Source organism: Streptomyces sp. NPDC003042, assembly GCF_053591315.1.
On the sequence record NZ_JBSFTP010000021.1, the window covers coordinates 62,839 to 85,422 of the forward strand.

The window sequence follows — 22,584 nt, forward strand, 5'->3', positions numbered from 1 at the left end:
CCGCCGTCCGTCCGTCGGATCACACGGCGAGCGGCTCCAGGTCCCGGTGGACCCGCCGCTCGTCACGGGCGTACCGGGTCAGACCGTGCTCCTCCCCGAGCAGCCGCGTCAGCTCGGCCACCGCCTCCGCCCGCACCCGGGCCGCCTCCTCCTTGCGGCCCATCATGTCCAGGCTGACCGCCATGTTGGACGCGCTCGCCAGGGTCTCGGGGTGATGCGCCCCGAGGGCCTCGCGCAGCCGGATCACCGCGGTCCGCTCCAGCTCCAGGGCGCCCTCCGGATCGCCCAGGTCGGCCCGCGCGTTGGCCAGGTTGAGGTGGGCGAAGATGGTGTGCGGGTGGTTGTCGCCCAGTACCTCGCGCATGGTGGTGATCGTCTGCCGCAGCAGCAGGTCGGCGGTCTCCGCCGCTCCCGTGCCCCAGTGGAAGACCGCCAGGTTGTTGACCGCGGCCAGCGTGTACGGGTGCCGCTCGCCCGGCACCTTGATGTATTCGTCCACCACCTCCTGTGCCAGAGCCCGTGCCGCGCCCGGATCGCCGGTCGCGAACAGGTCGGCGGCCAGGTTCAGTTCGCAGGCCAGCAGGTCGGGGTTGACCGAGGTGTACTTGGCCCGGTAGCGGTTGCGGGTCGCGCTCGTGAGCCGCAGCGCGTCCTCCAGTTCGCCCGCCCGCCGCAGCGACACCGCCAGGTTCTTCGCCGCCGCCAGCGTGCCCGGGAAGGCCCGGCCCAGCTGCCGCTTGTAGATCTCGTACGCCCGGCTCAGCAACTGCACGGAGTCGTCGTAGCGGCCCACCTCCCGCAGGTCCCGGGCCAGGTTCTGCGCCGAGGACAGGGTGTACGGGTGGTCCGGGCCCAGCACCTCGGTGCGCCGGTCGAAGACCTCCTGGTCGATCTCCCGGGCCCGCGCGTACTGCCCGACCATGCGCAGGTTCAGCGCCAGGTTGTTCGCCGCCGCCAGCGTGCGCGGATGCGCCTCGTGGAAGATCTGGCCGAAGCCCTCGTGCGCGGCCGTCGCCAGCTCCATCGCCTCTCCGTACCGGCCGAGGGCGCCCAGGTCCATCGCCAGACCGCTGGTGGTCATGTACGTGTGCGGGTGCGAGGGGCCCAGCGCCGTCCGCTGCCGCTCCAGCGTGACCTCGTCCAGCTCCTTGGCCTCCACGAACCGGCCCTGCGAGCGCAGGATGTTGGAGAGGTGGAAGCGCAGGTACAGGTACTGGAGGTCGTCGTTGCCGAGCGTGTCCTTCCAGACCTCGCGCAGCTCCTCGCCCAACTGGTACGCGGCCTTGAAGTCACCGCGCTTCCACAGGTAGCGGACCCGGTCGATCAGCAGCCGGCGCGTCTCCGGCTCCTTGCAGAACCGCGCCTCGGACGGACTCAGGTGCGGCCAGATCGTGTTGAACCGCGGCCAGGTCTCCGGATTGTCTATCGGCTCGTCGTCGTCCGGCCGGGCGCCCGCCAGGATGCGGTGCACCGCGTGCCGCGCCTCGCGCTGCTCCTCCTCCGAGAGCTGGGCGCGGATCACCGCCTGCACCAGGCGGTGCACCTGGATGCTGTTGCTCACCTGGTCGACCTTGGCCATCGCGAACCGGCCGATCTCCCGGATCACCCGGCCCAGCACCAGCTTCTCCTGGAGCGAGGAGTCGTACGGCTTGAGGGCGTCGATCATCTCCTTGCTGTAGAGGAGGTTCGCCGAGATCGGCTCCGGCGCGAAGAACGCGCACAGCTGCAACAGCCGTACCGCCGCGGGGGAGCGGGACTGCAGCCGCTCGATCGACACGTTCCAGGTGGCCGCGACCGGCTCGGGGTAGCCGGGCGGCTGGTTCAGCCCCAGCACCCGCGCCGCCTGCTGCGCCAGCTGCTCCAGGTACGCGGACACCGGTGTCGCGGTCTCCGCGATCCAGGCACCGGCCTGCTCGACGGCGAGCGGCAGGTCGCCCACCGCGACGGCCACCTGCTCGGCGTCGTCCTTGGTGAGGCCCGGAGCCCGGCGCTGGAGGTGCTCGATGGACTCCTCGCGCAGGAACACGTCCACCGGCAGCGCGTCCCCGTACTGCGACCAGGACTGGTTGCGGGAGGTCACCAGCACGTGCCCCGGCCCGCCCGGCGGGAAGAACCGCTTCAGCGTCTCGGGATCGTCGGCGTTGTCGAAGACCAGCAGCCAGCGCGCGGAGGGAACCCCGCGCCGCAGCAGGTCGATCGCCTCCAGGGACGCGGCCGACATGTCCTCCCCGGCCTGCGCGCCGAGCCGTACGGCCAGCTCCGCGAGCGCGGCGACCACGTCGTCGGTCTGCTCCGAGGAGATCCACCACACCAGGTCGTAGTCCGCCATGAACCGGTGTACGTACTCCAGCGCCACCTGCGTCTTGCCCACACCGCCGAGCCCGTACAGCGTCTGCGGCTGCGGCAGCACCACGGCCATCCCGCCGCCGAGCTGGTCGCGCATCCGCTCCAGCACGATGCTGCGCCCGGTGAATCCGGGGTTGCGGGGCGGCGCGTTCCAGATCTTCGGGACCGTTCCCGGGAAGCGCGGGCCTGGCTGCGAGGCGCTGGCGACGCTGTCCGGCAGCGCCATGGGCCGCTCCACGGCCCGCAGCAGGGCGGCGGTCGCGTGCACCTCGTCCAGCCGGAACAGGTCCACCGGATTGCGGTCGATGTACGGCGTGGCGAGGCGTACGTCGCCCACCCGCAGCGGCACCAGCTGGCGCCGGCCGCCCGTCGGGTCCTCGGCGGCGGCCCGGTTCCACACGTCCACCGCCCGCGCGGACTTCAGGTAGGCGCTCGAGAGCAGCACCACGGTCCGGGCGGCGGTGTCGATGCTGATGCCGGCCCCGCCCAAGGTGTCGCCCGCGGCGCCGCCCACGGCTCCGCCGGGCGCCCGCTCGGCGGAGACGTCCTTGGGGACCACGCGGAATCCGGCCCGGGTGAGCACCGACTCGATCCAGTCCGCCCACATCCGGTTCTCGGCGACGTAGGAGAGGAACAGGTCGGCGGGCAGCGCCGGGCGGCGCCGGGTGAAGGCGTCGCGGATGCGCAGCCGGACCTCGTCGCCGATGGCCGGCATGGAGGTGATCTCGCCCTCGGTGACCACGGTGGTGAGCCGTTCGAAGGCGGAGAGCAGGGAGTTGGTGAGCCCGGCCTCGTCGCCGAAGGTGGCCAGGGTCTCCTCGTAGGCGTAGTAGGGGCGGTACGGGATCTCCACCGCGCCCCAGTACGAGGTGAGTTCCTCCCCGGCGAGGCCGCCCGGAAAGCGGTCGAACTTGATCCGGGCCAGCGCCCGGCCCGCGTCGGCCTTCTCCTTCTCGCCCTCGTCGATGCGCATCGGGACCGGGTAGATCTTGATGCCGCGGTCGTTGAACCGCTCGTCGATCTGCCGGGCGACGGAGGCGGCACCGTCGATGGACTGGTCGGAGAGGGTGAAGCAGTCGACGAGGACGTCCGGGAGGTGGACGGTGCAGATGTCCGCGATGTCGGACAGGCCGGTGCGGCTGTCGATCAGGACGTAGTCGTAGTTCCGCTTCATGTCGGCGCGTAAGGCGTCGAAGAAGAGCCCGCCGCCGAGGCGGTCGTAGAAGTTGTCCCAGTCGAAGGTGGAGACGGTCGCCGAGTACTCGCGGTTCTGCCGGCCCGCCGAGACGAAGTCGAGGGTGCCGCCGTCCGGGAACTCCCAGCCCAGGGTCTCCGGGGTGAGCGAGACGGCGTGCGGCTGGATCCGCGCGTAGTCCTTGTGCCAGTCGTCGGCGCGCTGCACCGGGCTCGTCGCGGCCCAGGCGTACTCGCTGATCAGGTCGATGATCCCGGTGGTGGCCCCGAGTGTGGAGGGGTCCAGGAAGGGGTGGAAGAACCGGTGCAGGCCCGGTGCCTCCAGGTCCCAGTCGACGGCGAGCACCCGCTTGCCGTTGGCGGCCAGGATCCAGGCGGTGTTGGCCAGCGCCATGGTCCGGCCGGTTCCGCCCTTGTACGAATAGAAGGTGACGATGCGTCCCTCTCGGCTGTCACGACTCGCTGTCATCCGCGTCCCCCCGGTCGGTGTCGTTGATGTCGCTGTGTCCGTCGTCGCGCCCGTGGAGTCCGTGCCGCCCGCGTTCGGCGTCGGGCGGGAAGGGCGCCGGTGGCGGGGCGGGCGGCGCTCCCATCCCCATCGGGCCGAGCAGCCGCGGGCGTTCGGTGGGGGTGTTGCCGGCCGGCAGGTACACCTGGGCGTGTCTGAGGAACTGCTGGGCCGCCGCCTCGACCACCTGCGGCAGGATCTGCCCGAGCGTCTCCATGTTGGCCACGCCGTTCGCGGCGGCCCGGCACGCGGCCCGGCCCTGGCCCATCTTGACGGGCAGGGTCTCCTCCAGCAGCCGCGCCAGCTCGGCCTCCTTGGCACGGCTCTGGTGGTCGTAGCGGTTCCACGGCACGACCACGTTGATCCACGGCCGTGACTCCTGGTCGAAGGCGGCCAGGCGCCGGCGGCGCTGTTCGTCCTCCACCGCCCACCGGTCGACGATCAGGATCTCCGGCCGGGTCGGCGGCTGCTTGCTGTCGAAGTGCCCGGCCTCGTCGTCGAAGGAGGACATCGTGGTCTGGTAGTTGAGGTTCTTGACGAGGTCCTCGGCGACATAGGCGATGGGCCGCTGCGAGACGGGGTGGTACGGATTCCACTCCAGCGCGCTCTCCCCGTAGTACTCGGGGCTGCGGCCCTCCGGCAGATCGTGCCGGGTGGCGGCCGCCACGGTCACGTGGAGCGTGCGGGTGGGGCTGCCGGTGGGGCCGAACGCGCTGGGCACCACCCGGTAGTCCACCGGGCGGACGGGGTCGAGGCGGACGGTCTCGGCGACCCGGACGATGCGTTTGGCGAGTTCGTACACGGCCCGCTCGTACTGCTCGGCGTAACCGCGCAGTTTGATCAGCCCGTACAGGCCGTCGGTGACGTAGCGCTCGCCGAAGGTGTTGTGGTTGAACTGCAACCGCTCGGCCGGGCCCGGCATGTGGGAAGGCGGAACGGGAACCCATAACGCGGGCACGATGGCCTCGGCGGGCTGGTTGCTGACCGCGCCGTGGTGGATGGCGCGCTGCGCGAACGCGAACCACTCCTTCCCGCACATCTCGCTGGCGAAGTAGCGCGGCGAGAACAGGGGGACGAAGACCCGGCACGTGGCGAGCGCCGCCCCGAGCCGTTCCGACCAGCCCTCGCCGTTGCGTATCTCCCGGTCCATGAAGCCGGCTTCGGAACCGGCGGGCAGATCGGTCAGCGCCATGACATGGCTGCAGAGATCACGGAAGAGGCGCTCGACCCACATGTCGGGGTCGGGACCGCCCGCACCGAATCTCGGTGTATGCGCATAACTGAGAAAAAAATAAGGCTGCACTGATGCGGGCACACGACCCCCGTCCCGAAGATGCGAGCGAAGAAACATCATTCCGGAGCTGCTTCGCCACTTCCCCTCGTCGTTCAGTCAATCAGCGTCTGTTTTCGGTCATCCAGTCCAGTGCGTGATCGACGGCATCCGGAATCGGGAAAAGCGCGGCCGACACCCCTCCCACCCGCCCCCTGCGCACCCGGGATTCGGGGAAGGCCCTGCCGATCTCCGCGAAATCACTGTCGTCCAGCGACACGTCCTCGTACGCGGTCCACTCCTCCCCCTGCTGACGCCCCTGCGGCCCCTCCGGAAGGTTCACCTTCACCACACAGTCGTACATGCGCAAGGGGGGCTTCGGAATTCGGTACTCCGCGAGATGGAAAGCCGTACAGGCGGAAAATCCCACATTGATCATGAGTACCTGTCCCCCCTCCCAGCACAGTTTCCCCAGCGGGGAGTCCTCGCCCAGATGGCTCTCCAGGCGATGGCCGGAGCACAGCCGGTGCGCGTCCGCGCCGAGCGCGGCGAAAGAGGTCTGCGGGTGGGCGCTGCGCGCCGCGCCGGGCGCGGTACGGACGGCCTCGGCGAAAGCGCCCATGCCCTGGCTCGGGGTGCGCGCCGGATCGAAGGCGGGCATCCGCGCGCGAAAGGCCCGTACCTCCGGCTCCGCCAACCCCGAGATCCGGGCGAGGTGCGCGCCCGAAGTGAGTGAGTTCTCCGGAGTGAAGGCGGGCACCACCAGCGTGCCGTGCGGGCCGAGCACCCCGGTCAGGGCGTCGCGCAGCACCTCGGCGCGCAGGCCGGTGCCGCCGAGCGAGGCGTGCACCAGCAGCCGCGCGCGCGGGCGTACGCCCAGCAGCCGCAACTGCACGGCCAGCGCCAGGACGCCGGGCCGCGCCGCGCCGGCGGCGTCGACGTCGGCGGAGGTCGTCACGCGTCCACCGTCTTCAGCTCCCAGCGCAGCTCCGCCACCAGCCGCTTGCCCGTCACCGTCAGTTCGGCCGCCTCCGCCAGCCGGTCCAGGGCCCGGTGGATGCGGTCCGCCCCGCCCGGCTCGTGCGTGGTCGTCGCCCGCCGGTACGCCTCCACCGCGACCCGCTCGTGTACGTCGGCCAGCAGCCGGGACACCGGAACCGGACGCTCCCGCCACGGCGAGGGGTGCTCCCAGGCGCCGTCCAGCGTGTACAGGTCGGCCACCTCGGTCAGCGCCCGCAGCCGGGCCCGCCGCCGCCCGGTCAGCAGCGCGAGCGCCGTCTCCCGGACCCCGGCCCCGTACGGCACCCCGAGCGCCCCCGGCCCGTGCCGCCCGGCCTCCCCCCAGCCGCCCGCCCGCGGCCCGCCGGCCAGCGGGGTCAGCGTGCTCAGCCCGGCGCCCGCCGCACGCGCGAACTCCGGGACCGTACGGTGCAGCAGCGCCCAGGCCGCGTCGAGCCGCTCCCGCCACGCGTCGGCCTCCCCGGCCCCGAGTCGCAGCCGGGGCGGGCGGGCGAAGCAGTTGCGGTACGGGTCCAGGTCCTCCAGCGCCACCGGCGCCGCGTCCGGCCCCGGCGACCAGGTCCGTACCGGCAGCCACCGCGCGTCCCCCGCCGGACCGAAGTGGTGCTCGGCGCGCCCGTCCCGTACGGCGTACCCCTCGTCGGTGGCACGCAGTGTGGCGCGCCCGTCCGTGCCCGGCTCGCCGAGCCGCAGCAGCCCCAGCGTCGGCAGGTACACCTCCCCGTCCCGGTAGGCGACCTCGGCCGGGAGGCCGAGCCCGCCGCGCAGCACCGCGGCGGCCGTCAGCGCGGCCAGCCTGCGCGCCGCCTCGGGGCCGTCCACCCGCCCCTCGGGCGCCGCGTCCGCGTCCAGGGCCGCCACGATCCACGTCCGCGTGAAGGGGTGGTCCAGTACGGAGTCCAGCGCGTCGGCGCCCGCGTCCCCGGCCCGCTCCACCGCGGCCAGCAGCTCCCAGGCCCGCGCCCAGTCGGGGTCGCGCGCGAGATCGGCGTGGAGCCGGGCCAGCAGGACGCGGGTCAGCTCCTCCTGGGAGCGGGCGAGCCGGGCCGGGTCGGCCAGTTCGGGAGCGGCCTCCCGGGCCGCCGTACGGCCCTCGACCCCGTCCACCAGCTCGCGCAGGTCGGAGCAGTAGACGGAAGGGTGGTCGAAGCTGCCGCCCGCGTCGCCTTGCTCGCGGTAGCGGTGGGTGTAGAGCCCGCCTCCGCACGAACGTACGACAGGGCACCGGCGGCACGCAGCGCTGACGCCCGCCAGCCCCAGCTGCCGGGCGCGGACCCCGGGATGGGCCGCGACCTGGTCGAAGGCGTGGTCGAAGACGTTGAACCCGGTGGCCGCGGCGCCCTCGTAGGCGGTTTTGAGGGAGTCGACCTGCTCCAGCGTCCCGTCGGTCTCGACGACGACGAGGTCGCTCGGCGCGAGCCCCAGCGACTCGGTCAGGCTGGGCCCGCCGCGCAGGGTGGACAGCACGGACTCGAAGAGCCGTACGGGCACCGGCCGACCCAGGCGCTCCCAGTGGTCGAAGACCCGCAGCAGCCAGCGCGCGTACGCGTCCGGGGCGCCGTCGGGGCGGGCCGGCGGGGTCTCCCAGGTGGCATGGGGCAGCAGGAAGTCGACCCGGGGAGGCTCCAGGCGTACGAGGGCGTCGAGCACGGCGACGGGGTCGTTGGCCACGTCCACGGTGCACAGCAGGCCCTGGTAGAGGTGGCGGTAGGGACCCGAACGGAGCAGTGCGACGGCGGCCAGGACCAGCGGGTGGCTGCTGCGGCCGTCCGCGAAGCGGCGGTGGCGGTCGTTGGCGGCGCGGTCCCCGTCGAGGGAGATGCCGACCCGGACGCCGTACTCGGCGAAGAGGTCCAGGTAACGGCTGGTGAGCTGGAGCCCGTTGGTGTGGATCCGCAGATCGAGGGCGGCCGTACCCGCGAGCGCGCGGGTGAATTCCTCGCAGACGAGCCGGAGTCGGGCGGTGCCCGCCAACAGGGGTTCCCCTCCGTGGAGGATCACCGTGACAGAGGGGAGCGCATGGTCACGGGCATGTTCGGCGAGCCGCGACGCGGTCTGGGAAATGACCCCGGGAGAGATCACTTTCGGCCGGGCTCGCCAGCTCTGATCTGCGTGTTCGTAGACATAGCAATGATCACAAGCAAGATCGCATCTGCTGTGAACCTTCAAAACGATCTCGCGAAATGCGATCAGGCCGGTCATTCCACCAGTCTAGAGCGCGTACTTCGGCGTCAGAGCGCAGAGTTGAACATCGGTGTCTGAACGTGACGGCCGGATTCCGAGGTCAGCACGCGGCCGAGCGCCGCGGCCGCGGACGCGCTGCGGACGTCGATCTGCGCCAGCGGGACCCGACGGTCCTTGACCGTGCTGGTCGGGGGGGTTGCGGAAGTGTTCACGACACCGTCCTCGGAGAGGCCATCTGAAAGGGGCGGGGACGACACCCGCGCGTCGCGGGTGTCAAGCGTGGACTTTACTCGTCCACCCCCCATTGGCAACCGAGACATGACGCCTGGTCAAGCGTTCCGTGGAAAGCGCGGCGCATTTCCCGAGGTGGGGAATTCGGCCGTTTGCCGGAAGGCCGGATCCATGTCACCCGGGCGGAGCCACTCGGGCGGGCGCGGGCGGGCTCAGGCGGGTTGCTGCTCCCCGAGCGGTGGCGCCGGGAGCGCGCGCAGGAGCCAGTTCAGTACGTCGGGCAGCGCGCGCAGCGCCGCGAAGTGGGCGGCGGCCGGGTCGATGGTGGCGGTCGCTCCGGGGATGCGCCGGGCCAGCCAGCGGGAGTGGCCGACGGGGGAGAACACGTCGAGTTCCCCGTGCCAGATCAGCACCGGGCAGCGGATGTCGGCCGGGTCGAAGCCCCAGGGGCTGCTGAAGGCCAGGGCGTCGTCGATCCAGCCCCAGGCGGAGGTGCGCAGCCCCTCCCGGTAGTTGCGCAGCAGCATCGAGCGCAGTCCCGCGTCGGAGACGATCAGGCGGTCGTTGTCGGTGAGCTCCCGGCGCAGCTCGTCCAGCAGCCGCCCGGGATCCCTGCGGATGCCCTCGGCGCGGGGGATGAGCCGGGCCGCCAGCTCCTCGGGGTCGTCGGAGGCGGTGGTGTACTCCCGCACGTTCGAGGCGGCCATCCCCGCGAACCAGTCCAGGTCCTCCGCGTCCCGGGGCGCGAGGGGGACCAATGCCGCCGTCCGGGTGACCCGGTCGGGCAGCAGGGCGGCGCAGGCCAGGGCGCCGGGGGCGCCGCCCGAGCGGCCAGCCACCGCGAAGGTGTCCAGGCCCAGGGAGTCGGCGATCACGGCCACGTCCTGGGCCACGTCGGCGACGGTGCGGCCCCGGTGGCGGTCGGAGCCGCCGTAGCCGGGGCGGTCGTAGGCGATGAGCTGCATCCGCCGCTGGTAGAGGACCATGCCCCGGGGGGCCGGGCCGAGGCGGCTGCCGGGGGTGCCGTGGAGGAGGAACACGGGTCTGCCGTCCGGGTCGCCCCAGCGCTCGACGGTCAGAGTGCGCCCGTCCGGGGTGCGCACCTCATGGCGCACGCGCTCCCTCCCCTCCGCAGTTCGACGCGACGAGTCAGGGTGATTGTGCTCTCGGGGCGGACAATGCGGTAGACCACCACACGTGAACCCGATGCGCGGCCGGGGTCTTGGTGCCCCTGGGGAGGGGACGGTCTGCTGGGTTGTGGCCGCGACGATGCGCAAGGCACCGGTCACAGGCCACGGTCACGGGTCACACTGCACGGTCACAGGTGCGGGATGAGAAGGGCCGCCGCCGCGCGGGCGTGGGTCAGGGCTCCGGCGCGGTCAGCTCCGCGCTGGCCCAGTACGACCCGGGTGCTCAGGCCGTCCAGCAGGGCCAGCAGTTCCGAGGCACGGGCCGGTGCGTCCATCGCGGCGAAACGGCCCTGGTCCACGCCCTTGGCGAGCAGCGCCTCCAGGTCGCGCTGCCAGCCCTCGTCGATCTCCTCCTGGGCCGCCTTCAGCGGCTGGTTGGAGGCGGTGCGCGCCCACAGTTCGATCCACAGCGTCCAGCGCGGATCCCGCGGGCCGTGCGGCAGGTACAGCTCCAGGAAGAGCGCGAGCTTGCGTGGTGCGGTGACCCGGCGGCCGAGCAACTCGGCACGATCGGCGGCGAGTTGGTCCTCGCTCCAGCGCAGTGCTGCCAGCAGGAGCCGGTCCTTGCTGCCGAAGTAGTACAGGATGTGGCCGCCGCTGGTGCCGAGCCGCTCGGCGAGCGCGGACATCGTGAGCGCCGCGAGCCCGTCCTCGGCGATCGCCGCCATGGCCTCTTCCAGCATCCGCTCCTGGGCGATCCGCCCGTCGCGCCGCCGTGCCGCTGCCGCCACCTGTCCCGCCCTCCGGATCTTCCCTGCGCCCGACCCTATCCCGGCCGGGGTCTTGACGGCGTGCCCATCCGGCGCGCATCTTGAATGCCGTTCAAGGACTTAGAACGTCATTCAAGGTTCAGCGGACCGACATCAGGGGTGTGCCATGGCGCAGCAGGAGACGGCGGACATCGATGAGGTGTTCCGGGTCGAGACACACGGCATCGACCCCATTCCCGACGCGGAACGCCACGGCGGTGCCAGGGACCTCTTCTGGCTCTGGTTCGGCTCCAACCTCACCTTCACCTACGTGATCAACGGCGCACTCGCCGTCGCCTTCGGGCTCTCCTTCTGGCAGGCCACCGCCGTGGTCGTCGTCGGCGGACTGTCCTTCTTCGCCATCAGCGCCGCCGGCCTCGCCGGCGTCCGCACCGGCACTGCCACCCTGGTCGTCTCCCGGGCGGCCTTCGGCGTCCGCGGAAACCTCCCCGCGGGCGTGCTGAACTGGGTGGTGAGCATCGGCTACACCATCGTCAACACCGTGGTCGGCACCCTGGCGCTGGAGGTGTTCCTCGCCCGGGTCGGCCTGGGTGAGGGCGCGACGGCCCGGGCTGTCGCGCTCGGCGTCACCCTCGCACTGACCTTCGCCGTCGCCCTGTGGGGCCACGCCACCGTCCAGTTCGCCGAACGGTGGATGGCCTACGTCCTCGCCGCCGGCTTCGGCGTCCTGCTCGTCCTCGTGCTGCCGGGGGCCGACACCTCCGCCCCGGCCGCCGCCGCGGGCCTGTCCGGCTGGAGCCTGGCCTTCGTGGTCATGCTGGCCGGGCCGTTCTCGTACCTGCCGATGCCCGCCGACTACACCCGCTACCTGCCCCGGACCACCTCGCTGAAGTCGATCACCTGGATGGGCGCCCTCGGTGGCTTCGTCTCCTCCGTGGCCCTCGGCGTCGCGGGTGTCGCCGCCGCCACCCAGACCGACATGAGCGACGCGGTCGCGGGGGCCGAGGGCCTGCTGCCCGGATGGTTCCAGCCGCTGTTCCTGGCCCTCGTGCTCGGCGGGTCCGTCACCAACTCGATCATCACGCTCTACTCGTCCAGCCTGAACCTCCAAGTCCTCGGCATCCCGTGGAACCGGGCCCGGGCCCTGGTGATCAGCGGCGCCGTGACGGCCGCCGGGTCGCTCGGCGCGCTCTTCCTCACCGACTTCACCACCTCGCTGCTCACCTTCCTCTCCCTGCTGATCATCGTGTTCGCGCCCTGGGGCGGGGTCTTCCTCGCCGACATGCTGCTGCGCCGCTGCCACTACGACGCCGAGGCGCTGCACGAGGGAAGCGCGGGCGCCTACTGGTACCGCGCGGGCTACCACCCCGCAGGAGTGGCCGCCCTGCTCGCCGGCATGGTCTTCGCCGCCCTGACCTGCGACTCGGAACTGTGGACCGGGCCGCTCGTGGCCCCGCTCGGCGGCGCCGACCTCACTCTGCTCGGCTCGGTCGTCTCCGGACTCACCTACTGGGCCCTCGCCCGTCGCAGGACCTCGGCGTACGCACCGGCCGCCTGATCACACGTCACGTCGTACGCAGAACGCCGTAGGTAGAACGCCCTAGGCAGAACGTCACACCCCATGGAGCACGATCACATGTCACACCCCTTTCCGGCCGACCTGCTGCTCACCGGAGCCCGGATCCACACCGTGGACCCCGCCCTGCCCGAGGCGCAGGCCCTCGCCGTGCACGACGGCACGATCGTCTGGGTGGGCGCGGACTCCGGGGCCGGCGCCTGGGCCGGGCCGGACACCGAGCGGATCGACGCGGGCGGCCGGCTCGTGCTGCCCGGGTTCATCGACGCGCACAACCACGTCCGGCTCGGCTCCGACGCGGACTGCGTGCAGCTGGCGGGAGCGCGGACGCTTGACGAGATCCACGAACGCATCCGGGCCTGGCGGGCGCGGCACCCGGACGCCGAGTGGATCGAGGCGGAGGCCTTCGACTACTCCGCGATCCCGGGCGGGCGGATGCCGTCCGCGACCGACCTGGACCCGGTCACCCGGGACATCCCGGCGATCGTGCTCTCGTACGACGTGCACACGGCCTGGCTGAACACGGCTGCCATGCGACGCCTTGGTGTGACGTGTGACAGTACGGACTTGCCGTTCGGCACCGCCGCGACCGACCCGGAGACCGGCGAACCCACCGGGTTCATCAAGGACTTCGCCGTCAAAGGACTCTCCCGCGACGGCCACCGGGCGCTGCGGGAGCTGGGCGTGCCGTGGGCGGCGCCGGACCGGCAGTACGGGCGGCTCGTGAAGAGCCTCGACGCCGCCATCGGCTTCGGCATCACCACCGTGGTCGAGCCGCAGAACTCCCTCGACGACCTGGAGCTCTACGAGCGGGCCCGGGCCGAGGGCCGGCTGCGCTCACGGATCGTCGCCGCGCTGTTCCACCCGCGCGGCACGACGGGGGAGGAGCTCGACGCGTTCGCGGTGGCCGCCCGGAGGTACGCGGGGGACCGGCTCCGGGTGGGCCCGCTCAAGCTGTACATCGACGACGTGGTGGAGCCGCGTACGGCCGCGCTGCTGGAGCCGTACGCCGGTTGCCGCCACCACCGGGGCGGGACCTTCTATCCGGCCGAGGAGTTCGCCGAGCTGCTGGCGAGGCTGGACGCGCGGGGCTTCCAGTGCTTCGTGCACGCCACGGGTGACCGGGGGATCCGTACCGTCCTGGACGCCGTGGAGCACGCACGGGCGGTGAACGGCCCGCGCGACGCCCGCCACCAGGTGGTGCACGTGGAGTGCCTGGACCCGGCGGACGTGCCGCGTTTCGCGGAGCTGGGCGTGGTGGCCTGCATGCAGCCGAGGCACTGCGCGCCCGAGATCGCCGGTCCCGGCCAGGACTGGGCCGAGAACGTGGGCGAGGAGCGGTGGCACAAAGCCTGGCCGATGCGGAGCCTGCACGAGGCGGGGGCCGTCCTGGCCTTCTCCAGCGACTGGAACGTGGCCGAGATGGACCCGATGATCGGGATCTACACGGCGGTGACCCGTAGGCCGCTGGAGGGAGGCGAGCCGTGGCAGCCGCGCGAGACGGTGGACGTGGAGACGGCGGTGTACGGCTACACGATGGGCTCGGCCCACGCCAACTTCCTGGAGGGGGAGCGGGGTTCCCTGACGGTCGGCAAGGCCGCGGACTTCGTGGTCCTGTCCCGGGACATCCTCGCCGTCCCGGCGGACGAGATCCCGGGCACGGTCGCCGAGACGGTGGTGGTGGCGGGCGAGATCGTCCACCGGGTCATGGGGTGAGTCAACCGCCGTACCGCCGGCCTTCGCGGTGATCGGTCTGACGACGTGGTGCGCGGGGGAGCGGGGCGCGGACGGTCATCGCCCGCCGGGCCGTACGGCGCGCGGGTGGAGCGCAGGCCGGGGAGAGCGTGGCCGTTCCCCGCCGGGTGGCCCGGAAGCAGGGGCTCGGCCGGTGGGCTTCGTGTACGGGAAGCTGACGGCCGAGGCGGACGGCGCGGTGTTCAAGCGGCCGGGCCGCCGGGCGGTGGCACTGCCGGTGGGCGGCCGGGCGGTCCGCAGTCCGAGCCGGCGGCCGGGGATGCGGGTGGTCGAGTACCGGCACCCAGGGGCGAGGAGATGCGCTTGCGGTGCTACGACGCCGCGCCGATCTCGTCGCCCGCATCCTGCGCGTCCCGGACCCGGCCGGCCCGGTTTCGCAACCACCTTGCCGCCGCCCTGGCGGTTGCGGAATTCGGGGCCGCCGTTCAGCGCGTGGCCGACGCCTCGCCGGGCCCCGACGCCTCTCCGGGCCCCGGCGGCTCCGCCGCGAAGCGGGGTACCGACGGTGCGTCGTCGGGCAGGCCGCTGCCCACCGCGGGGCCCGGCCGGCCCTTGCGGGAGACCGCGCAGGCCAGGGTGACCGCCGAGCCCAGGACCGCCCAGGCGGCGAGCACCAGCATCGCCCCGCCCACGTCGTTGCCCTTGAAGTACGAGATGGAGCGCGCGGCGTACGTACCCGCGCCCGGCGGCAGGAACGGCCCGATGGCCTGCCAGAACGGCGGCAGCAGCGGGTACGGGTAGGCGCCGCCCGCGCTCGGGTTGCCGAACACCACCACCAGCAGGATCGCCAGGCCGATGCCGACCACGCCCGCCAGCCCCTGGAAGGCCAGGGTGATCGCGCCGACCGCGAAGACGACCAGGGTGCCGAGCCCCCACAGGCCCATGAGGGAGCCGGGCAGCGCGTCCAGGACCGGGCCGGCGATGACCGCGCCGAGCAGTCCGGCGGCGAGCGCGTACACGAGCAGCGCGCCGAGCCGGATGACGGCGCGGGCGGAGTTGGCGGGTCGGGCGCCGGCGCTGATCGCGAGGATCGCGGCGCACAGGTAGCCGCCCACGCACCAGCCGACGACCAGGTAGAAGGAGCTCAGGCCGCGCCCGTCGCCCGCGGCGGCCGGGGCCACGTCGGTGACCTGGACGGTGCGCCCCTGGCTCCTCTCGGCCAGGCCGACGACCTCTTCGACGGCCTGGGAGAGCGCGGCCCCGGCGCCGCCCGCGACGAGCAGCCTGTCGGTCGTGCCGGCCGGGTCGATGATCAGCGCGCCGTCCACCTCGCGGTTCTCGATCTGCTGGACGGCCTCGGCCTCGTCCTTGACCACGCGGGGGTCGAGCGGTGTGCCGGGCAGGGCGCCGAGCCGCCGCGCGGACTGCTCGGCGACCGGTGCGAGGGGGGCGGCCACGGCGATCGGGATCTCGCTCGGTTTCGGCTGGTGGAAGGCCCCGATGTAGGAGGTGATGAAGGCCAGCTGGAGGACCAGTACGCCCAGGACCAGCAGGGCTGCCCGGGTGGTGACGGCGTCCTTGACCTCGGCGAGGAAGCCGTCGGACGGACCTGCGTCGCGCTCTGCACTGGGCTGGGTCATGGCTCCCACGCTCGGCGCACCGGGGTCGGGACGCAGCAGGGGTGGGCCGAACGGATGACCGGAGAGTGCTCGAACAAGCGTTTCGCACGTGTATTCGAATTGCTCTATGGTGGAGAGAGGGGAGGGGCGAAGAGCGTGTGGGTGTATCGAGCGAGGCAGGAGGGCCACGGGTGCCTGGTTTTACGCATCTGCACACCGTCTCCGGGTTCTCCATGCGCTACGGAGGTTCACACCCGGAGCGGCTGGCGGAGTGCGCCGCCGACCGGGGCATGGACGCCCTCGCCCTGACCGACCGAGACACCCTCGCCGGCGCGGTGCGGTTCGCGAGGGCCGCCGCCGGGGCCGGGATCCGGCCGCTGTTCGGGGTGAACCTCGCCGTGCCGCCCGCCCCCTCGCCCCCTGCGGCGCCCGCCGCCCGTTCGGGCGGTCCCGGCGGCGCTGATCCGCGTACGGACGGCCGCGCGGCCGGGGCCGAGGAGGCCTCGTACCGGCGGCGCAACCCCGTCAAGGGCGGGGCGTTCGTGGACGAGTCCGCCGCGCGGGCCGTCTTCCTGGCCCGGGACGGGGCCGCCGGATGGGCCGAGCTGTGCCGGATGGTCACCGCCGCCCACGCGGGCGCGGGCGGCGGCGCGCAGCCGCTGCTGCCCTGGGACGCCCTGCGCGGCGACGGCGTGTTCGTGCTGCTCGGCCCCGGCTCCGAGGTGGGCCGGGCGCTCGCCGCGGGCCGTCCCGACCGGGCGGCCCGGCTGCTCGCGCCCTGGCGGGAGATCTACGGCGACGCCCTGCGCCTGGAGGCCGTCCACCACGGCCGCACCGGGACCGGCCCCGGCTCGCTGCGGCTGGCCGCCCGTACTGTCGGCTTCGCCGCCGAACAGGGCGTCCCGGCCGTACTGACCAACGCCGTCCGGTACGCCGACCCCGGCCAGGGCCCGGTCGCCGACGTCCTCGACGCGGCCCGCCTGCTCGTCCCCGTCAACCCCCGGGGGCCCCTCGACAGCGGTGAGCGCTGGCTCAAGCCCGCCGCCGCCATGGCCGAGGCCGCCGACCGGATCGCCCAGGCGGCCGGCCTGCGCCCCGCCGACGCGCGCCGGCTGCTCGCGCGGACCCGGGACACCGCCGAGGCCTGCGTCGTGGACCCCGAGGACGATCTCGGCATCGGCTCCGTCCACTTCCCCGAGGCCCGCCTCGTCGGCGCCGCCCACCGCACCGCCCAGCGGGTGCTCGCCTCCCGCGCCGCGGCGGGCATGGTGCTGCGCGGCTACGCCGACGACCGCGCGTACTGGGAGCGGATGCACCACGAGCTCGACATCATCGCCTGCCACGGCTACGCCTCGTACTTCCTGACCGTGGCTCAGGTGGTGGACGACATCAAGGAGATGGGCATCCGGGTGGCCGCGCGCGGCTCCGGCGCCGGCTCCCTGGTCAACCACCTCCTCGGCATCGCGCACGCCGACCCCGTCGCCAACGGCCTGCTGATGGAACGCTTCCTGTCCAAGCGCCGCCGCGTGCTGCCCGACATCGACATCGACGTGGAGTCCGCCCGCCGGCTGGAGGTCTACCGCCGGATCATCGCCCGCTTCGGCGCCGAGCGCGTCGCCACCGTCTCCATGCCCGAGACCTACCGGGTCCGCCACGCCATCCGCGACGTCGGCGCCGCCCTGTCCATGGAGCCGGCCGCCGTCGACCGGCTCGCCAAGGCCTTCCCGCACATCCGGGCCCGCGACGCGCGCGCGGCGCTGGAGGAGCTGCCCGAACTGCGGGAGGTCCGCGAGGAGACCGGGGAGGGGCACGGGCGGCTCTGGGAACTCGTCGAGGCGCTGGACGGGCTGCCGCGCGGGATCGCCATGCACCCGTGCGGGGTGCTGCTCTCCGACGCCTCGCTGCTCGCCCGTACCCCGGTGGTCCCCACCAGCGGGGAGGGCTTCCCCATGTCCCAGTTCGACAAGGACGACGTGGAGGACCTCGGGCTGCTCAAACTCGACGTGCTGGGCGTACGGATGCAGTCCGCGATGGCGCACGCGGTCGCGGAACTGCGGCGCACGACCGGGCGGGAACTCGACCTGGACGACCCGGCGCAGGTGCCGCCGGACGACGAGCCGACGTACGAACTGATCCGCTCGGCCGAGACGCTGGGCTGCTTCCAGATCGAGTCCCCGGGCCAGCGCGACCTGGTGGGCCGGCTCCAGCCGTCTACCTTCCACGACCTCGTGGTCGACATCTCGCTGTTCCGGCCGGGGCCGGTGGCCGCCGACATGGTGCGGCCGTTCATCGAGGCCCGGCACGGCCGGGCCCCGGTCCGCTTCCCGCACCGCGACCTGGCCGAGGCGCTGAGCGAGACGTACGGGGTGGTGGTCTTCCACGAGCAGATCATCGAGATCGTGCACGTCATGACCGGCTGCGGACGGGACGAGGCGGACCGGGTGCGGCGCGGGCTGTCCGACCCCGAGTCGCAGGGGCGGATCAAGGTCTGGTTCGCGGCGACGGCGGGCGAGCGCGGCTACTCGCCGGAGGTGATCGGCCGGACCTGGGAGATCGTGGAGGCCTTCGGCAGCTACGGCTTCTGCAAGGCGCACGCGGTGGCCTTCGCCGTGCCCACCTACCAGTCGGCATGGCTCAAGGCCCATCACCCGGCGGCCTTCTACGCCGGGCTGCTCACCCACGACCCCGGGATGTACCCGAAGCGGCTGCTGCTCGCGGACGCGCGGCGCCGGGGCGTCCCGGTGCTCCCGCTGGACGTGAACCGGTCGGCGACCGCCCACCACATCGAACTGGTGTCCGGTCGAGGGGGGAGGGAGTGGGGGCTGCGGCTCGCCCTGTCCGACGTCCACGGCATCAGCGAGGCCGAGGCGCGGCGCATCGAGGCCGGACAGCCGTACGCCTCGCTGCGCGACTTCTGGGAGCGGGCCCACCCCGGCCTGCCGGTCTCCCAGCGCCTGGCACAGGTCGGAGCACTGGACGCCTTCGGCGCGAACCGCCGCGACCTGCTGCTGCACCTGACGGAACTGCACGGCGCCCAGCGGGCCGCGGGAACCCGTGACGGGGCCCAACTGCCCCTGGGCGGCGGCCGGTCCACCGCCCCCGTCGGGCTGCCCGACCTGACCGACGCCGAACGACTCAGCGCCGAGCTGGGCGTCCTCGGCATGGACACCTCCCGACACCTGATGGAGGACCACCACGCCTTCCTGGCCGAGCTGGGCGTGATCCCGGCGCGAAGGCTGCGCGCCACCGGCCACGGACGGACGGTGCTGGTCGCGGGGGCCAAGGCGGCCACCCAGACCCCGCCGATCCGGTCCGGGAAGCGGGTCGTCTTCACGACCCTGGACGACGGCACCGGCCTGGTCGACCTCGCCTTCTTCGACGACAGCCAGGAAGCCTGCGCGCACACCGTCTTCCACTCCTTCCTGCTGCTGGTACGAGGCGTCGTACAGCGCCGCGGCCCGCAGAGCCTGAGCGTGGTCGGGGCGGCGGCCTGGGACCTCGCCGAGCTGGCCGAACTGCGCGAGCGCAGCGGCCTGGAAGCGGTCACGGCCCGGCTGGCCGAGCCGCAGGTCCCCTCCGGATCCGCCGACAACGGCCGCCGCATCCACCTGCCGACGGGCTACGAGATGAACCCGTGGGCCGACCTCCAGCCGCCCGGGGAGCGCGCCGCGACCGGACGCAAGCTGTGGCACTCCAGCCCGGGGAGCGCGGGATGAACGGCAACACCGGTGTCCTGCACGTCCGCTGCGCCCCCGCCCTGCCCGCCGAGGGCTACCGCGAGGTGCTGGAGCTGCTGCGCGAGTTCTCCCCGGTGGTGCAGGCGCTGCCGCCGCGGGCCGCCCTGGTCCAGGTCCGGGGCGCCCAGCGGTATTTCGGCGCCGACGCCGCGCGCATCGCCGAGGTGGTGCGGCTGCGTACGGTCGCCCGGCTGGGCACCGACGTCCGCATCGGCGTCGCCGGCAGCTGGGCGGTGGCGGCGATGGCCTCCGCGCAGGTCCAGGGACCCGGTGGCATTCTGGCCATCTCCGACGACGCGGCGGCCGTGGCCGGCTTCCTCGGACCCCTGCCGGTGGAGGCGCTGTACGGGCTCGGCACCCGGCAGGCCGAGGCGCTGCGCCGGTACGGGCTGCACACCGTCGGGGCGATCACCCAGGTCCCGCCGGGCGTCGTCGAGCGGATCCTCGGCAAACGGGCCGGCCGGCTGGTCGCGGAGCGCGCCCGCGGGATCGACCCCCGGCCGGTGACCCCGCGCGACCTGCCCTCCTCGGCCGCCGTCCGCAGCAGCTTCACCCGCCAGGAATTGGACGGGCCCCACGCCCGGGCCGCGCTGCTCGGCCTGGTGGTCCGCCTCGGCGCGACCCTGCGCGAACGCGGCCAGGCCGCCCGGTCCCTGTCCCTGACCCTGCGGTTCGCCGACGGCGCCCGGTGGGAGAAGTCCCGGCGGCTGACCGAACCCTCCGCGCACGACGAGGACCTGCGCACGCTCGCGTACCGGCTGATGGACGCGGCAGGCCTGCAACGGGCCCGGCTGACCGGCCTGGTGCTCCGCGCCGAGGACCTCACCGGCGCCGAGGGAGTGGCCCGCCAGATCTCGCTGGACCCGGTCCGCGAGTCCCGCCTGACGGTGGAGGCCGCCATCGACCGCGCCAACGCCCGCTTCGGCGCGGGTACGGTCCGGCCGGCGGCGACGTTCGGATGTGGGGCCCGGCTCCCCTCCGGGGCGCTTTCCGCCTGACTCACCGGGTAGCGGTTCCTCAGAGGTCGTCCAGCATCAGCCGGGCCGTCTCCGCGCGCAGCGGGCCGGTCTGGGCCTGGATCAGGTGGAACTGGGCCTCGCGGGAGAGCCGGCCCGCGGTGTGCCCGTACTGGACCGCCCGGCCGCCCGCCACGGCCACGCAGGCAGCGGCCGCCCGTACGGCCAGGTCCAGGGCGGCGGCCCGAAGGGTCACGCGCGCCTCGGTCCCCTCGCCCGGGGCGAGTTCGTCGCGCAGGGCGTAGGCCTCGGCGCGCAGCCGGGCGGTCTTCCGCGCGACGCGCAGGCCGAGTTCCTCGTACGGGGGCGACTGGAGCAGGTAGTCGGCGGTGGCGCGCAGTTGGCCGAAGACGGCGGGCTGGGCGTCGGCGTTCTCCAGGTCGTAGGCCCGGATCCAGTCGGCCCGCGGTTCCAGGCCGACCACCCGGGAGTCCGGCACGTGGACGTCGCGCAGCTCGACGGCGGCCGTGTGCGTACCGCCCATCGCCCACAGCGGGTCCGCTTCGGCGGCGGACAGGCCGCCGCCCGGGGCGCAGTCGACCAGGACGAAGAGGGCCTCGTCGGCCGGGGTCACGGCGCCGACGTACACCGCGTCGGCCAGGCCCCAGCCGGTCACCCACGGCATGCGCCCGGTGAGCCGCCACCCGCCCGGGACCCGCCGCGCCGTGACGGGCGGGCGGGGATGGCGCAGGAAGGCGAAGCCGGCGGTGGCGCGCCGCTCGCCGCGCGCGAGGGCCGGCAGCCAGGCGTCGCGCAGCGCGCCGCCGGCCGCGCCGGAAGCCTTCGACAGCCCTTTCACCGCGGGGACGTGCTGGGTCCAGACGAACCAGGTCGAGGGGTCCACGGCCGCCAGCACCTCGTGCACCTCACGGACCACCTGACGCCCCGTCAGTCCGCTCGCGGCCCGCGGTTCGTATCCGATCAGCCCGTACGCGCCGCAGGCGGCGAGTGCCTCCAGGTGCGTACGGGGCACCCCGGCCTCGGCGGTCCGCTCCGCCTCCGGCCGCAGGACGTCCACGGCGGCCTCGGTGACGGCGGCGACCAGCGGGTCGGCCGCCAGGGCCGACGGGGTGGCCAGGGCGGTGCCGGCGCCGGGAGCGCTGCGCATGGCTGCATCACCTCACGTGGGGGTCAAGGGGCGTCCATTGTTCCGGAGCCGGGCTGGAGCCAGGGTCGACGCGGGATTTTTTACCCGCGCGTAACTTCCCACTCCTGCTACTCGCCCGTAATTTGGCGACAGCAGCCCCCCATGTGATCCGGATCACGGGACCTATCCCCATCCCCTTCCCCTTGACCCGCGAGGAGATCACACGATGCTGCCCTGGAGACGCCTGCTCCGCCCGCTGGCCGTCCTCACCCTCGCCGCCGCGGCCCTCGTCGCCCCGACCGGCACCGCACAGGCCACGTCGGCCTCCAGCAGCGGCTGGAACAACTGGTCCTGCAAACCGTCCGCCGCGCACCCGCGCCCCGTCGTCCTCGTCCACGGCACCTTCGGCAACTCCGTCGACAACTGGCTGGGCTTCGCGCCGTACCTGGTCCACCGCGGGTACTGCGTCTACTCCCTCGACTACGGCCAACTGCCCGGCGTGCCCTTCTTCCACGGGCTCGGGCCGATCGACAAGTCCGCCGGCCAGCTCGACGCCTTCGTCGACAAGGTGCTGGCCTCCACCGGCGCCGCGGAGACCGACATCGTCGGGCACTCCCAGGGCGGCATGATGCCGCGCCACTACCTGAAGTTCCTCGGCGGCGCCGACAAGGTCAACGCGCTGGTCGGGCTCGCCCCCGACAACCACGGCACCGACCTGCTCGGACTGACCCGGCTGCTCCCGTACTTCCCCGGCGCCGAAGACCTGATCAGCACCGCGACACCGGGGCTAGCCGACCAGATCGCCGGATCCCCCTTCATCACCCGGCTGAACGAGGGCGGGGACACCGTCCCCGGGGTGAAGTACACGGTGATCTCGACCAAGTACGACCAGGTGGTCACGCCGTACCGGAGCCAGTTCCTCGACGGGCCGGACGTACGCAACGTCGTACTCCAGGACCTGTGCGTCCTGGACTTCTCCGAGCACGTGGCCATCGGACTGACCGACCGGCTCGCCTGGCACGAGGCCCTCAACGCACTCGACCCGGCGAACGCCGAACGGACCACCTGCGCATCGGTGTTCGACTGACGCGCAGGCGGCCACCGCACTAGGTCGTGTCGTCAAAGTCCCTCCTGGCCGGTGGGGCCTGGCACGCACGCTCATCCCCCAGCCTCCGGCCGGGGGGACCCCCAGGTTGTCGTC

Annotated in this window: 14 protein-coding genes; 5 read left to right on the forward strand and 9 right to left on the reverse strand. The window is 73.2% G+C overall.

Annotated elements, in window-relative coordinates; translation table 11 throughout:
- Window positions 1–19: 19 nt before the first annotated feature.
- The 7 genes from fxsT to ACWDYJ_RS14175 form a co-directional block, all read right to left on the reverse strand.
- On the reverse strand, window positions 20–4,009 hold the full coding sequence (gene fxsT / locus ACWDYJ_RS14145; RefSeq protein WP_451565779.1) for an FxSxx-COOH system tetratricopeptide repeat protein: 3,990 nt from the start codon (window positions 4,007–4,009) through the stop codon (window positions 20–22).
- Entirely contained in the window at window positions 3,993–5,399 is a 1,407-nt protein-coding gene (locus ACWDYJ_RS14150; protein WP_451565798.1) for a TIR-like protein FxsC, read from the reverse strand. Before ACWDYJ_RS14150 ends, fxsT begins: the two co-directional genes overlap by 17 nt.
- 43 nt (window positions 5,400–5,442) lie before the next feature.
- Window positions 5,443–6,276, reverse strand: a complete 834-nt coding sequence (locus ACWDYJ_RS14155; RefSeq protein ID WP_451565780.1) for an aminoglycoside N(3)-acetyltransferase — start codon at window positions 6,274–6,276, stop codon at window positions 5,443–5,445.
- Window positions 6,273–8,540: a radical SAM/SPASM protein FxsBH, inactivated beta-hydroxylase extension form gene (fxsBH, locus tag ACWDYJ_RS14160; protein WP_451565781.1), complete on the reverse strand. Its 2,268-nt coding sequence runs from the start codon at window positions 8,538–8,540 to the stop codon at window positions 6,273–6,275. The genes ACWDYJ_RS14155 and fxsBH overlap by 4 nt, the downstream gene beginning before the upstream one ends.
- 29 nt (window positions 8,541–8,569) lie before the next feature.
- A complete protein-coding gene (gene fxsA / locus ACWDYJ_RS14165; protein WP_451565782.1) occupies window positions 8,570–8,734 on the reverse strand; it encodes an FxSxx-COOH cyclophane-containing RiPP peptide in 165 nt (54 codons plus the stop codon).
- Between the two features lie 231 nt (window positions 8,735–8,965).
- Complete coding sequence (locus ACWDYJ_RS14170) at window positions 8,966–9,856, reverse strand: alpha/beta fold hydrolase (protein ID WP_451565799.1); 891 nt, start codon at window positions 9,854–9,856, stop codon at window positions 8,966–8,968.
- A gap of 215 nt (window positions 9,857–10,071) precedes the next feature.
- On the reverse strand, window positions 10,072–10,674 hold the full coding sequence (locus ACWDYJ_RS14175; protein WP_451565783.1) for a TetR/AcrR family transcriptional regulator: 603 nt from the start codon (window positions 10,672–10,674) through the stop codon (window positions 10,072–10,074).
- 145 nt (window positions 10,675–10,819) lie between these two features.
- On the opposite strand from ACWDYJ_RS14175, the gene ACWDYJ_RS14180 reads away from it, so the two are divergent.
- On the forward strand, window positions 10,820–12,211 hold the full coding sequence (locus ACWDYJ_RS14180; protein ID WP_451565784.1) for a purine-cytosine permease family protein: 1,392 nt from the start codon (window positions 10,820–10,822) through the stop codon (window positions 12,209–12,211).
- 78 nt (window positions 12,212–12,289) lie between these two features.
- Window positions 12,290–13,945 carry an amidohydrolase gene (locus ACWDYJ_RS14185; RefSeq protein WP_451565785.1) on the forward strand — a complete coding sequence of 552 codons (1,656 nt, stop codon included), beginning with the start codon at window positions 12,290–12,292 and terminating at the stop codon, window positions 13,943–13,945.
- A 464-nt stretch (window positions 13,946–14,409) separates the two neighbouring features.
- On the opposite strand, the gene ACWDYJ_RS14190 is transcribed toward ACWDYJ_RS14185, so the two are convergent.
- Window positions 14,410–15,564 (reverse strand): DUF3533 domain-containing protein, encoded by a 1,155-nt coding sequence (locus ACWDYJ_RS14190; protein ID WP_451565786.1) that lies wholly within the window; start codon window positions 15,562–15,564, stop codon window positions 14,410–14,412.
- A 170-nt stretch (window positions 15,565–15,734) separates the two neighbouring features.
- Between ACWDYJ_RS14190 and ACWDYJ_RS14195 the strand changes: the two genes are divergently transcribed.
- Both ACWDYJ_RS14195 and ACWDYJ_RS14200 read left to right on the forward strand, forming a co-directional pair.
- Window positions 15,735–19,259, forward strand: a complete 3,525-nt coding sequence (locus tag ACWDYJ_RS14195; RefSeq protein WP_451565787.1) for a DNA polymerase III subunit alpha — start codon at window positions 15,735–15,737, stop codon at window positions 19,257–19,259.
- On the forward strand, window positions 19,256–20,278 hold the full coding sequence (locus ACWDYJ_RS14200; protein WP_451565788.1) for a DNA polymerase Y family protein: 1,023 nt from the start codon (window positions 19,256–19,258) through the stop codon (window positions 20,276–20,278). Before ACWDYJ_RS14195 ends, ACWDYJ_RS14200 begins: the two co-directional genes overlap by 4 nt.
- Window positions 20,279–20,297: 19 nt before the next feature.
- On the opposite strand, the gene ACWDYJ_RS14205 is transcribed toward ACWDYJ_RS14200, so the two are convergent.
- Window positions 20,298–21,404, reverse strand: coding sequence for a hypothetical protein (locus ACWDYJ_RS14205; protein WP_451565789.1), 1,107 nt, complete (start codon window positions 21,402–21,404; stop codon window positions 20,298–20,300).
- Between the two features lie 205 nt (window positions 21,405–21,609).
- Between ACWDYJ_RS14205 and ACWDYJ_RS14210 the strand changes: the two genes are divergently transcribed.
- Window positions 21,610–22,470 (forward strand): esterase/lipase family protein, encoded by an 861-nt coding sequence (locus ACWDYJ_RS14210; RefSeq protein WP_451565790.1) that lies wholly within the window; start codon window positions 21,610–21,612, stop codon window positions 22,468–22,470.
- The last annotated feature ends 114 nt before the right edge of the window (window positions 22,471–22,584 follow it).